This is a genomic window from Duganella rivi, assembly GCF_009857435.1.
GTDB classification, from domain to species: domain Bacteria; phylum Pseudomonadota; class Gammaproteobacteria; order Burkholderiales; family Burkholderiaceae_D; genus Rugamonas; species Rugamonas rivi.
The window spans coordinates 188110-199874 of the sequence record NZ_WWCK01000001.1 but is presented as its reverse complement, the minus strand read 5'-3'; the positions used below and the strand labels follow the sequence as shown (position 1 = coordinate 199874).

Here is an 11765-nt window from a genome sequence, read left to right as displayed (position 1 = left end):
GTGCTCCTTACTTCAGGAAGTCGATGATGTGCTTGGCGGTGTCAGCCGGCGCTTCTTCCTGCACGAAGTGGCCGCTGTTTTCCAGGCGGATGGTGCGGGCGTTGCTAGCCTTGGCCGCCAGCGTGGAACTCAGCCAGCCGTAGCCGGGGCCGGCAATGCCCAGCACCGGCATCTCGAGCTTCTTGTATTCCTTCTCATCGACGATGTCTTGCGGGAAGGCTTGATACCACGCGTTGCCGGCGCGGATGGCGTCGGCGGTGTTGTAGGCGTTGGCGTAGACGGCGCGGTCTTTTGCCGACAGCGCCGCTTCGTCTTTCAGCAGGTAGGTGAAGAACCATTCTTGCTCAAGGTGGACGCGGCCGGCCAGCAGTTTTTCCGGCAGGCCTTTCACTTGGTGGAAGGCGAACCACCAGACAAACGGCGCGCGCTCGTCGATCTTCTCGTTGAAGGTGCCGACGCCCGGCAGGATAGGCCAGCTGTACAGGCCTTGGTCAGGGTGCGGCACGTCCAGCATGACCAGCTTGCTGGTGGCTTGCGGGTAGTTGGCGGCGTAGCTCCACGCGACTTGGGCGCCGATGTCGTGGCCGGCGATGTGGGCCTTGTCATAGCCTTTTTGCTTGAGCAGTTCGTAGACGTCTTTGGCCATGTTTTTCTTGTCGTAGCCGCCGGCCGGCTTGGCCGAGCCGCCCATGCCGCGCAGGTCGAGCGCAATGACGCGGTAGTGCTTGGACAGTTCCGGCATCACCTTGTGGAAGGCCCACCAGGTTTCCGGCCAGCCCGGCAGCAGCACCAGTGGCTCGCCTTTGCCGCCTTCGACGTAGTGCAGGCGGGTGCCGTTGACCTCGGCGTAGCCGTTGCTAAAGCCGGGCAGGGTTTTGACCAGCGCGGCATCGCTCAATTCCGCTTGGCTGATCTTGGCAGGTTGGGCCGCATGGGCAACGGGCAGGGCACCGCCGACGGTGAGTGCGGCGGCAATGGCGATGGCGCGTGCGGCGCCGTGAGGGAATTGCATGGTGTTTCTCCGGGTGAGGTATCTTGATAATTACGTAGTGATCGATACGTAATTTAGCGAAATATATTCCCCTTGCAATCCACTGTCAATGAATTTAATATCGATCACTATGAAAAAAGAAGCCGCAACTACTATTGCTCCTACTACTCCGCCCCGCAGCCGCGGGCGTCCGTTGTCGTTTGATCGCGATGCCGCGCTGGAACAAGCCATGTTGCTGTTTTGGCGACAAGGCTACGAAACCACCTCCATCAGCGATTTAACGGCGGCCATGGGCGTCACGCCGCCCAGCCTGTACACCGCTTTTGGCGACAAGGAAAGCTTGTTCCACGAAGCGGTGGAGCGTTACGCGGCTGGGCCGGGCAATGCCAATGCCGTGTTTGCTGAGGGCCTGTCGGCGCGGGAGACGGTGGATAAGCTATTGAAGGGCAACGCGATTGAATTGACGCGCGCGGGGCGGCCGCCGGGCTGCATGGTGATTGCATCGGCGGTGAATGGCTCGGCGGCGAGCGAGAAGGTGCAGGGGCTGATGCGCGAACGGCGGGCGGCGATAGAGGCGGGCATCCGTCTCGCCATCCAGCGCGCCGCGCAAGCGGGCGAACTACCGGCGGACACCGAGGCCTCCGCCTTGGCGCGCTTCTACTACACCGTCATCGAGGGCATGACCTTGCAAGCACGCGATGGCGCAGGCCGCAAGAAACTGCTAGAAGTAGCAGCCCTCGCCATGCGAGCCTGGCCGCAATAAGCAACGGCTTTGCGAATCGCCAGAGCCGTTGCTAAAGGAATGCGATACACTAGAAAAACTAGCGTACATTCTTGATTGCAAGCTTGTTGCTTTTCTAAATGCGATTCGAAGGAGATTCACAATGCGCACCACCGAAACACGCGAGTTATCGGCGTTCGGGCGTTTAGTGCAAAACCGATCGCGCAATCTCTCGCTGCTCAAACTGATTGAAACGACGCTGGCACGCCTTGATGAGCAACTCATGGAAGTGCAGTTGGCAAATGATGCTGCCGATCGCTTCATCGCGCGCATCAAGGAGCATGGTATTACCATTGATGACGGCACCGATTTGGTTGCCATCTTCGAAGATGCACGCGATCAGATGAGTGAGTTTTATCGGGTGACCAATGAGTGCCATATCTCAGTCGCTGCCGATGCGGACTTAAGCGATGAGGATGGTATCGTGGAAGCCTTCGCGCGATTGGCTGATGAGGCAGCTGAATTGCATAACAAGCTGAATACCTTGGCGTGGCTGATTGGCGAAAGTATTGCCGATGGCGAGACGCCCATCGAGCAAGAGTTCACATCGGCTGATGCTTTATTCGCCGCGCTGAGGTGAATGCGTGCATACCAGCGGCCCGCACATCACGACGCTGAAACGTTTGCCGCGATTCGAGCGAGATTACAAAAGTCTCTCATCCAAGTTGCAGCAGGCAGTCGCCGCTGCAGTCGCAGATTTAATGAAACATCCCATTCCCAATAGCCGGCGTCTTCACAGTTTGCGCGGCCATCGAAATCCGAAGATTTTCACCATCGATGTGATGTCCAATCACGCCTACAAAATTTCATTTGAAATCGACGGTGAAACGGCGATCTTGCGGCGCGTCGCCACGCATAAGCATATTGACGACGCGCCTTAGCAAACCTTCGTTTAGAAACCCGGCGGCGGCACTTCCGGGATTTGGTTGTGCAGGCTGGCGTTGATGACGTTCCAAGCGCGGATGGTGGCGATGGCGTAGCTGAGTTCGGCAATTTCGGTGTTGCTGAAGTGGGTCTTGAGCAGGTTGAAATCATCGTCGCTTGGCTGCTTGTGCGGCAGGGCGTTGACGGCTTCGGCCCAGTTGAGGGCGGCGCGTTCGCGCTCGCTGAAGAAGGAGGGCGGGGCTTCGCGCCAGCCGGCGATGGCGTTCAGGTGGCGTGGTTCGATTTCCTGCTTGATCAGGTCGCGCCAGTGCATGTCGACGCACACGCCGCAGCCGTTGATCTGCGACACGCGCAGGTTAATCAGTTCCACCAGGCGGATGCCGAGCGAGCTTTTTTTCACGGAGCCGGACAGCGCAATCATGGCCTGCAAATTGGCCGGGGCGAGCTGGAAGAAGGGGATGCGAGCTTGAGTCATGATGATGCCTCTCGGAGTAAGCGGAGGCCACACCATTGCGCCCTCCATACCCTGTAAGACGGGCCACGCTAGCCTGTTGTGACAGCTTTTAAAAAATAGTTTGCGGCACGCCCGCCAGTTTGTCTGGATTGCGGACGATGAACACGGCGACGATCTGCTCGCCTTCGATCACAAACGATTGCGCCGATTCCAGTTTGCCGTCCACATAGCGCACCAGCCCCGGAGCGCCGTTGACGCGCGCTTGGCGGTACACCACTTGCTGCGGGTACTGGTGTTCCAGCGACCAGAACGAGCCCGCCACGCGGCCCGCGCCATGCAAGATGTGCAGATAGGAGTTGACCTTGCCGCCGCCATCGGCCACCAGTTGCACATCGTCGGCCAGCATGGTTTTCATGGCATCGCGGTCGCCGACTTGTGCTGCGGCGATGAAGCGGCCCAGCAGCGCGTGATGCGCTTCCTGCGGCACGTTGAAGCGCGGCTTGTCCTGCTGCACGCGCTCCTGCGCGCGGTGCACCATCTGCCGGCAGGCCGCTTCGCTCTTGCCGAGGATGCCGGCGATGTCGGCGTAATCCTGCTCAAACACTTGCCGCATCAAGAACGCCGCGCGCTCCTCGGGCGACAGGCGCTCCAGCACCCACAGCAAGGCCATCGACACTTCGCTAGCCAATTCCGCCTGCGTCTCCGGCGTGCGCTCGTCCAGTTCGACGATGGGCTCGGGCAGCCACCAGCCGACGTAGGATTCGCGCTCAGCCGCGCGCGTGCGCAGACGGTCTATCGACAGCCGGGTGGTGATAGTCACCAGCCACGCCTCGGCCGATTGCACGGCCTCGTGGTCGCTGCCTTGCCAGCGCAGCCAGGCGTCCTGCACCACGTCCTCGGCATCGGCGCGGATGCCCAGCATGCGGTAGGCAATCGAGAACAGGCGCGGCCGCAGGGCCGTGAAAATCGCATTATCAGTCATCATCCATCCTAGACGTGACAGCGGCCCGGTTTGTGACAAGCCAGGCCGGGCGGCGGTTTAAGGCTTGGCGATCTTGTCCGGCACGCGGGTGACCAGCACATTGCCATCGACGATGGTGCAGTCGATGATGTGGCTGCGCGACACGCTCGCATGACGCGAGTATAAATCGTGGTACTTGCCGGACTCTTCCAATCGGAGATCGATGCGGAAGCTTTCCAGATTATTGGTGGCTTGCAGCTCGCGCAGGCGCTGCTTGCGCACCTCGGCCTCCTTGTCGCTGCGGCCGTGCATTTCCGGGCCTTCGAAGTAGCGGATCAGCGCGCATTCGACGGCATCGATGCGGTCCTTGAGCAGCATGTCGGCGGCCACCGGGTTCTGGTTGACTTCCAGCTCGGCCGGATCGCCGTCGTCCGACATGGCTTCGATATTGAAGCGCTGGATCAGCAGCAGCATGTCGTTGTCTTCGCTAAACTTCTGGTGCACGCGCTGCACCGGCGTCAGGCGCGCGCGCGCCAGACGGCCCAGCGGATCCTTGGTCTGGCCGACGTACTGCACCTCGGTCTTGTAGTTGAGATTGTTCTCGTACTGCTGCAACACGTCGTGGATCGACAGCGCCTCGATCAAGCCGCCCCAGTTGAGCGTGATGAAGCGGTCGGTCAGCACCACCGACGGCTTTTTCAGCGTGGCGGCAAACGGCACCGTCAGCTCGATGGTGAGCGTGTCTTTTTTCTCTTCCGGGCCGACCAGCAGCGGGATGGTCAGCTTGAGCGAGAAGAAGCCCCAGCTGGTGCTGCGAGAGGGGTCGAAGCGTACGCGCGGGCGGTTGACCGCGAAGTAGATCAGGCGTTTCTCGCTGGTCGCCTCAAGGTCGAACTGCATGCGGCGCAGGTGGCGACCGACCGGGTCGCGGATGTCCGGCACTTCCGGGAAGCCGGCGATCAGGTCGTACCAGTGGAATTTGGCGTCGGCCACGGTGACCACCCAGGTTTGCGGCGCGGCGGTACGCTGCGGCATCAGCGGCAGCAATTCTTCCATGGCGTCCGGCGGCGGCGCCACCAGGTCATGGAATGGCTCGGGCGCTTCTTCGAACAAGGCGCCTATGCCTAGCTCTTCCGGCGACGGATCAGGGTAATCGTCGTCGTCATTGCTCATCGTGCGCGCTCCAAGTGTCTCATCGTGACGTGATTATAGTGCCTCCGGCGCGGCATTTCCATGTGGAAACTTCGTCAAAGGCAAGAAATCACTCAATGTATCACTAGTCAGGCCTTGCTACCCTTGAGCGGCGTGGGCAGTGGCATGGGCGCAACCTGGGCTTTGCCGTCGGCAACGAAGCAGCTGAGCAGGTGGCGCTTGGCGGACGTCACGAATTCCGAGCTCAGGTAGTTGTAAAAACCGGTATCCGGCAACTCGAGATCGATGGTGTATTGCACCAGGTGGTTGGCAGCCTGCACGGCGGTGATGCGCTCGCTGCGCTGCTGCCGTTCTTCGGTGCCGTGGAAGCGCGGCGCGCTGCCTTCGAAGTAGCGGATCAGGGCGGCTTCGATCATGTCGACGCGCTCGGCATGCAGTGCGTCGGCGGCCTGCGGGTGCTGGTTGACGTCGTGCCCGGCCGGGTCGCCTTCGGCGCAGCTGACTTCGACCTCGGTGCCGATCACCAGCAGCAGGGTGTCGTAGTGCTCGCCGAACTGGGCGCGCACCTTGTGCATGGCCGGCAAGCGGCCTTTGCCGAGGCGGCCCTCCGGATCGCGCGTGCGGCCGACGTAGGCGACCTTGCTGGGTAGCTTGAGCGTGTGGGCGTAGGTCATCAGCAAGTCGTGCACGGAAAATACTTCGACCAGGCCGCCCCAGTTGAGGCTGATGAAATTCTCGGTCAGGGTCACGCTCGGCTTTTTCATGGTGGCCGCGAACGGCACCTTGAGTTCGACCGTGATGCTGTCCTTGGTCTGCTCAGCGCCCAGCAGCAGCGGCAAGGTCAGCTTGAGCGAGAAGAAGCCCCATTGCAGCGCGCCGGCGATGTCGAAGCGCACGCGCGGGCGGGTGACGGCAAAGAACAGGTGGTTGTGCTCCGAAGTGGCGTCCAGTTCGAACTGCATGCGGCGCATGTAGCGGCCGATCGGGTCGCGGATGTCCGGCTTTTCAGCAAAGCCGGCCAGCAGGTCATACCAGTGGTACTTGGCGTCGGTAACGCGCACCATCCAGCTCTGCGGCGCAGCGGTGCGCTGCGGCGGCGGGATGCTTGAATCGACGGAGGGCTGCGGGGTTTGGGCAGCCGGCTCGAAGGTTTGCATGTTGCGCCTCAGTGGTTGAGTATGGCAGCGAGACTAAGCTAATTTTTGCCGCACGGCAACTAGAGTTTGGCGCGATGATTCGTCTATACAACGAAATAGACAATATTGCTTCGGATTAGGCTGCCAGCGCGCTGTTGGTTACAGTGGATTGTAATAGATCCAGCAGTTCGGACGGTTGCACGAACAGATAATCTGCGTGCCAATGTTGCGGCTCGGTCGCGCCGCAATAGCCCCAGCCGGCAGCCACGGTCAGCATGCCGGCGGCCTTGCCGGCCTGGATGTCGCGCAAATCGTCGCCCACGTACCAGCATTGTTCCGGCGCCAGGTTCAGGCGGCGCGCCGCTTCCAGCAGCGGCTCCGGGTGCGGTTTCGGATGCGGCGTGGTGTCGCCGGAGATGGCGCAAGCCGCGTGGCCAAGGCCGATCTGCGGCAGCAGCGGGGTGGTGAAGCGCTGGTGCTTGTTGGTGACGATGCCCCATTGCACGCCAGCCGCCTCAATGCCGTCCAGCAGCGCGGTGACGCCGTCGAACAAGCCGCTGTGCACGGCGATGGCGGCCTCGTAGTTGTTGAGGAATTCGTCGCGCAGTGCGAGGTAGCGCTCATCGTCGGGCGTGATGCCGAACGAGGCGCCGATCATGCCGCGCGCGCCGGCCGAAGCGGTCGGGCGCAGGATCTCGTAGGCGGTCGGCTCCAGCCCGCGCCTGGCGCGCAGCAGGTTGACGGCGGCGGCCAGGTCGGGCGCGGTGTCGGCCAGGGTGCCGTCGAGGTCGAACAGGATGGCGCGCGGTGCGGCGGGCAGAGTCATGGTCATGGCTTACAGAGGGCGGCGCGCGGCCACCAGGTAGTTGACGCTGGTGTCGTCGTTGAGCGAGTAGATCTTGGTCAGCGGGTTGTAGCCCATGCCCTTGAAGCCTTGCACTTCCAGCCCGGCGCTGCGGATGAATTGCGACAGCTCGGATGGGGTGATGAACTTGTCGTAATCGTGGGTGCCTTTCGGCAGCATGCGCAGAATGTACTCGGCGCCGATCACCGCGAACAGATAGGCTTTCGGATTGCGGTTCAGGGTCGAGAAGAACACGTGGCCGCCCGGTTTCACCAGCGCCGCGCAGGCGCGCACGATGGCCGATGGGTCGGGTACGTGTTCCAGCATTTCCATGCAGGTGACGACGTCGTACTGGCCGGCTTCCTGCGCGGCCATCTCTTCGGCGGCGATCAGCTTGTAGCGCACTTGCACGCCTGATTCCAGCGAGTGCAGGTCGGCCACCTTCAGCGCTTTTTCGCCGAGGTCGATGCCGGTGACGGTGGCGCCCTTGCGCGCCATCGATTCCGACAGAATGCCGCCGCCGCAGCCGATGTCGATCACATTCTTGCCGGCCAGCGGCGCGCGCGCGTTGATCCATTCCAGGCGCAGCGGGTTAATCTCGTGCAGCGGGCGGAACTCCGAGGTCGGATCCCACCAGCGGTGAGCGAGTTCGGAGAATTTTTGCAGTTCTAATGGATCAGCGTTCATGGCAACGATTTTAAAAGACTAATTCCGCTATTCTAAAGCAGCGGGTAAAAAAAAGCCCCGCCGAAGCGGGGCCTTCCTCAGTGGTGCGCTAGCAATTACTTGCTGGTGCCGACCACTTCGATTTCTACGCGGCGGTTTTTAGCGCGGCCTTCGGCGGTTTTGTTGTCCGCTACCGGTTGCTTCTCGCCTTTGCCTTCGGTGTACACGCGGTTGGCTTCTACGCCTTTCGAGATGATGTAGGCTTTGACGGCTTCAGCGCGGCGTACCGACAGCTTCTGGTTGTACTCATCCGAACCGACCGAGTCGGTGTGACCGACGGCGATGATCACTTCCAGGTTGATCGAACCCAGTTTCGAGGTGACGTCGTCCAGCTTGGCTTTGCCTTCTGGTTTCAGCACGGCCTTGTCGAAGTCGAAGAAGGCGTCAGCCGCGAAGCTCACTTTTTGTGCGGTTGGCACTGGCGCTGCCACTGGTGCAGCAGCTGGCACTGGGGCTGGCGCCGGTGCAGGGGCCGGTGCTGGTGGCGGCGGTGCGACGCATTTGCCGTTTTCCAGTTTTTCTGGCTCAACGCAGATCGGCAGATCGCAACCTGGCACGGCATCAGCCGGAGTCCAGTAGCCAGTGCGCCAGCACAGGCCGAACGGGTCACGGGCGATCACGCCGCGTGCATCTTGCACGTAAGCGCTTTTCGGGGTGGCGGCTTTGATGTCTTGGGTGACTGGAGCGTACGGAGGGGCGGTAGGTGCGGTCTGCGCGATGGCCGAGCCGGCAAATGCAGCCGAGATGGCCAACATCGAAATAAGTTTTTTCATATTTTTGTTCCTTTCGGGGTGATGTCTATCTGCAGAAAACTGCGCGGCGAGTTCTTTGCGTGGGGCGAATTCTACCACGCAGGGGCGTCGGGCTCGTTTTCCGCTTGTGATTCAAGCAATTGACTTCTCGTCCATTTTGCCACAGCCGATGAAAGTCGTTTAAAACGCTCCAACACGGCGCCTTTTCGCGTTCAACCAAAATGTTGTTTTGTTGCAACGTGATTGTCGATAATAATTGAGTAATGTGTCATGAATATTACAAGTTGTTACGCGTGCTACACCGGCGCGACACCGCATAAACGCTGGGCTACTGCGGAATTCCGCTAGTTGCCGTGCGCCCATGCTAAAATCGTACGCTTGCCTGTCTCTTGGGAGAGGCTTAACAAACCACAGTAAAACGACCGGCCAATGGATCAATTCGCAAAAGAAACAATCCCGATTTCCCTCGAAGAAGAGATGCGCAAGAGCTACCTCGATTACGCCATGAGCGTGATCGTCGGCCGCGCCTTGCCGGATGTGCGTGACGGCCTGAAGCCTGTACACCGCCGCGTCCTGTACTCGATGCACGAAATGAACAACGTGTGGAACCGCCCTTACGTCAAGTGCGCCCGTGTGGTGGGCGAGACCATGGGTAAGTACCACCCGCACGGCGACGCCTCGATTTACGACACGCTGGTGCGCATGGCGCAGGACTTCTCGCTGCGCTACATGCTGGTCGACGGCCAGGGTAACTTCGGCTCGGTCGACGGCGACGGCGCCGCGGCAATGCGTTACACCGAGTGCCGTCTTGACAAGATTTCCAGCGAACTGCTGGCCGATATCGACAAGGACACGGTCGACTTCCAGCCTAACTACGACGGCAAGGAAAAAGAACCGACCGTCCTGCCGACCCGTATTCCCAACCTGCTGATCAACGGTTCGTCCGGTATCGCGGTGGGTATGGCCACCAACATCCCGCCGCACAACCTGCACGAAGTGATTGCCGGCGCGCTGCACGTGCTGAACAACCCGGATTGCACGATCGACGAGCTGATCGAACTGATCCCGGCGCCAGACTTCCCGACCGGCGGCACGATTTACGGCGTGTCGGGCGTGCGCGACGGCTACCGCACTGGCCGCGGCCGCGTGGTGATGCGCGCCAAGACCCACTACGAAGAATACGGCAAGGACGGCGGCCGCACCGCCATCATCGTTGACGAGCTGCCATACCAGGTCAACAAGAAATCGCTGCTGGAGCGCATCGCCGAGAACGTGCGCGACAAGAAGCTCGAAGGCATTTCCGACATCCGCGACGAGTCCGATAAATCGGGCATGCGCGTGGTGATCGAGCTGAAACGCGGCGAAGTACCGGAAGTGGTGCTGAACAATCTGTACAAGCAGACCCAGTTGCAAGACACCTTCGGCATGAACATGGTGGCGCTGGTCGACGGCCAGCCGCGCCTGCTGAACCTGAAGGAAATGCTGTCGTGCTTCCTGTCGCACCGCCGCGAAGTGGTGACGCGCCGTACCGTGTTCGAACTGCGCAAGGCGCGCGAACGCGGCCACGTGCTGGAAGGCCTGGCAGTGGCACTGGCCAACATCGATGAATTCATCGCTATCATCAAGGCCGCGCCGACGCCGCCAGTGGCGAAGACCGCCCTGATGGAAAAATCGTGGGATTCCTCGCTGGTGCGCGAGATGCTGGCCCGTACCGGCGAAGGCGACACCATCGGCGGCATCGACGCCTTCCGTCCTGAGCACCTGCCTAAGCACTATGGCATGCAGAGCGACGGCTTGTACAAACTGTCCGACGACCAGGCGCAAGAGATCCTGCAAATGCGCCTGCAACGCCTGACCGGCCTGGAACAGGACAAGATCGTCAACGAGTACAAGGACGTGATGGCGGAAATCGCCGACCTGCTGGACATCCTGTCCAAGCCGGCCCGCGTGACCACCATCATCACCGACGAGATGACCTCGATGGTGGGCGAGTTTGGCGATCCAGCCAAGGATCCACGCCGCTCCAACATCGAACACAACGCCAGCGACCTGAATACCGAAGACCTGATCACGCCGCAAGACATGGTGGTGACCTTGTCGCACACCGGTTACATGAAGGCGCAGCCGATCAGCGAATACCGCGCGCAGAAACGCGGCGGCCGCGGCAAGCAAGCCATGGCGACCAAGGATGAAGACTGGATCGACCAGCTGTTCATCGCCAACACGCACGATTACATCTTGTGCTTCTCCAACCGTGGCCGCTTGTACTGGCTGAAGGTATGGGAAGTGCCGCAAGGCTCGCGCAACTCGCGTGGCAAGCCTATCGTCAATATGTTCCCATTGGCGGACAACGAGAAGATCACGGTCATCCTGCCGCTGTCGGGCGAGAACCGCACCTTCCCTGAAGACCACTACGTCTTCATGTCCACCAGCCTGGGCACCGTGAAGAAAACGCCGCTGAAAGACTTCAGCAATCCACGCAAGGCCGGCATTATCGCGGTCGACCTGGACGAAGGCGACTTCCTGATCGGCGCTGCGCTGACCGATGGCGAACACGATGTGATGCTGTTCTCCGACGCCGGCAAAGCTGTGCGCTTCGACGAGAACGACGTCCGTCCGATGGGCCGTAACGCCCGCGGCGTGCGCGGCATGAACCTTGACGAAGGCCAGCGCGTGATCGCGCTGCTGGTGGCGGAAAACGAGCAGCAGTCGGTGCTGACTGCAACCGAGAACGGCTTCGGCAAGCGTACGCCTATCATCGAGTACACCCGTCACGGCCGTGGCACCAAGGGCATGATCGCGATCCAGACCTCCGAGCGTAACGGCAAGGTGGTGGCGGCCACGCTGGTGGATTCGTCGGACGAGATCATGCTGATCACCACCGGCGGCGTGCTGATTCGCACCCGCGTATCGGAAATCCGCGAGATGGGCCGCGCGACGCAGGGCGTGACCCTGATCGCAGTGGAAGACGGCACCAAGCTGTCCGGCCTGCAGCGCGTGGTCGAAACCGATATCGACGAAGTGGAGCTGGAACCGGGCCCGGATTCGGCTACTGAGTAAACGCTCGAAGTTGTGAGCCAGCG

Annotated in this window: 12 protein-coding genes; 4 read left to right on the top strand and 8 right to left on the bottom strand. The window is 61.0% G+C overall.

What is annotated here, in order from left to right; translation table 11 throughout:
• Window positions 1–7 precede the first annotated feature (7 nt).
• The gene (locus tag GTP45_RS00895; protein ID WP_161012003.1) at window positions 8–1012 is read right to left on the bottom strand and encodes an alpha/beta fold hydrolase; all 1005 of its coding nucleotides are present in this window, start codon (window positions 1010–1012) and stop codon (window positions 8–10) included.
• 208 nt (window positions 1013–1220) lie between these two features.
• On the opposite strand from GTP45_RS00895, the gene GTP45_RS00890 reads away from it, so the two are divergent.
• From GTP45_RS00890 to GTP45_RS00880, 3 genes are all read left to right on the top strand, one after another.
• Window positions 1221–1754 carry a TetR/AcrR family transcriptional regulator gene (locus GTP45_RS00890; RefSeq protein ID WP_229258290.1) on the top strand — a complete coding sequence of 178 codons (534 nt, stop codon included), beginning with the start codon at window positions 1221–1223 and terminating at the stop codon, window positions 1752–1754.
• Between the two features lie 121 nt (window positions 1755–1875).
• Window positions 1876–2352, top strand: a complete 477-nt coding sequence (locus tag GTP45_RS00885) for a hypothetical protein (RefSeq protein ID WP_161012001.1) — start codon at window positions 1876–1878, stop codon at window positions 2350–2352.
• A 4-nt stretch (window positions 2353–2356) separates the two neighbouring features.
• Window positions 2357–2653 (top strand): hypothetical protein, encoded by a 297-nt coding sequence (locus tag GTP45_RS00880; RefSeq protein ID WP_161012000.1) that lies wholly within the window; start codon window positions 2357–2359, stop codon window positions 2651–2653.
• 11 nt (window positions 2654–2664) lie between these two features.
• Here the strand turns inward: GTP45_RS00880 and GTP45_RS00875 are convergent, their stop codons facing one another.
• The 7 genes from GTP45_RS00875 to ompA form a co-directional block, all read right to left on the bottom strand.
• On the bottom strand, window positions 2665–3132 hold the full coding sequence (locus GTP45_RS00875; RefSeq protein ID WP_166454502.1) for a carboxymuconolactone decarboxylase family protein: 468 nt from the start codon (window positions 3130–3132) through the stop codon (window positions 2665–2667).
• An 88-nt stretch (window positions 3133–3220) separates the two neighbouring features.
• A complete protein-coding gene (locus GTP45_RS00870; RefSeq protein WP_161012676.1) occupies window positions 3221–4093 on the bottom strand; it encodes an RNA polymerase sigma-70 factor in 873 nt (290 codons plus the stop codon).
• 57 nt (window positions 4094–4150) lie between these two features.
• A complete protein-coding gene (locus tag GTP45_RS00865; protein ID WP_161011999.1) occupies window positions 4151–5245 on the bottom strand; it encodes a hypothetical protein in 1095 nt (364 codons plus the stop codon).
• A 107-nt stretch (window positions 5246–5352) separates the two neighbouring features.
• Window positions 5353–6381, bottom strand: a complete 1029-nt coding sequence (locus GTP45_RS00860) for a hypothetical protein (protein ID WP_229258289.1) — start codon at window positions 6379–6381, stop codon at window positions 5353–5355.
• 115 nt (window positions 6382–6496) lie between these two features.
• The gene (locus GTP45_RS00855; RefSeq protein ID WP_371874409.1) at window positions 6497–7186 is read right to left on the bottom strand and encodes an HAD family hydrolase; all 690 of its coding nucleotides are present in this window, start codon (window positions 7184–7186) and stop codon (window positions 6497–6499) included.
• A 9-nt stretch (window positions 7187–7195) separates the two neighbouring features.
• Entirely contained in the window at window positions 7196–7891 is a 696-nt protein-coding gene (gene ubiG, locus GTP45_RS00850) for a bifunctional 2-polyprenyl-6-hydroxyphenol methylase/3-demethylubiquinol 3-O-methyltransferase UbiG (RefSeq protein ID WP_161011997.1), read from the bottom strand.
• Between the two features lie 95 nt (window positions 7892–7986).
• Window positions 7987–8703, bottom strand: coding sequence for an outer membrane protein OmpA (gene ompA / locus GTP45_RS00845; protein WP_161011996.1), 717 nt, complete (start codon window positions 8701–8703; stop codon window positions 7987–7989).
• Window positions 8704–9111: 408 nt separating this feature from the next.
• On the opposite strand from ompA, the gene gyrA reads away from it, so the two are divergent.
• Window positions 9112–11742 carry a DNA gyrase subunit A gene (gyrA, locus tag GTP45_RS00840; RefSeq protein ID WP_161011995.1) on the top strand — a complete coding sequence of 877 codons (2631 nt, stop codon included), beginning with the start codon at window positions 9112–9114 and terminating at the stop codon, window positions 11740–11742.
• Window positions 11743–11765 lie beyond the last annotated feature (23 nt).

Bases quoted from the DNA above. Each gene is read 5' to 3' on its own strand.
- ompA (WP_161011996.1), bottom strand. From the start codon at position 8,703: ATGAAAAAACTTATTTCGATGTTGGCCATCTCGGCTGCATTTGCCGGC.
- GTP45_RS00865 (WP_161011999.1), bottom strand. From the start codon at position 5,245: ATGAGCAATGACGACGACGATTACCCTGATCCGTCGCCGGAAGAGCTA.
- gyrA (WP_161011995.1), top strand. From the start codon at position 9,112: ATGGATCAATTCGCAAAAGAAACAATCCCGATTTCCCTCGAAGAAGAG.
- ubiG (WP_161011997.1), bottom strand. From the start codon at position 7,891: ATGAACGCTGATCCATTAGAACTGCAAAAATTCTCCGAACTCGCTCAC.
- GTP45_RS00890 (WP_229258290.1), top strand. From the start codon at position 1,221: ATGTTGCTGTTTTGGCGACAAGGCTACGAAACCACCTCCATCAGCGAT.
- GTP45_RS00895 (WP_161012003.1), bottom strand. From the start codon at position 1,012: ATGCAATTCCCTCACGGCGCCGCACGCGCCATCGCCATTGCCGCCGCA.
- GTP45_RS00855 (WP_371874409.1), bottom strand. From the start codon at position 7,186: ATGACTCTGCCCGCCGCACCGCGCGCCATCCTGTTCGACCTCGACGGC.
- GTP45_RS00875 (WP_166454502.1), bottom strand. From the start codon at position 3,132: ATGACTCAAGCTCGCATCCCCTTCTTCCAGCTCGCCCCGGCCAATTTG.
- GTP45_RS00860 (WP_229258289.1), bottom strand. From the start codon at position 6,381: ATGCAAACCTTCGAGCCGGCTGCCCAAACCCCGCAGCCCTCCGTCGAT.
- GTP45_RS00870 (WP_161012676.1), bottom strand. From the start codon at position 4,093: ATGACTGATAATGCGATTTTCACGGCCCTGCGGCCGCGCCTGTTCTCG.
- GTP45_RS00885 (WP_161012001.1), top strand. From the start codon at position 1,876: ATGCGCACCACCGAAACACGCGAGTTATCGGCGTTCGGGCGTTTAGTG.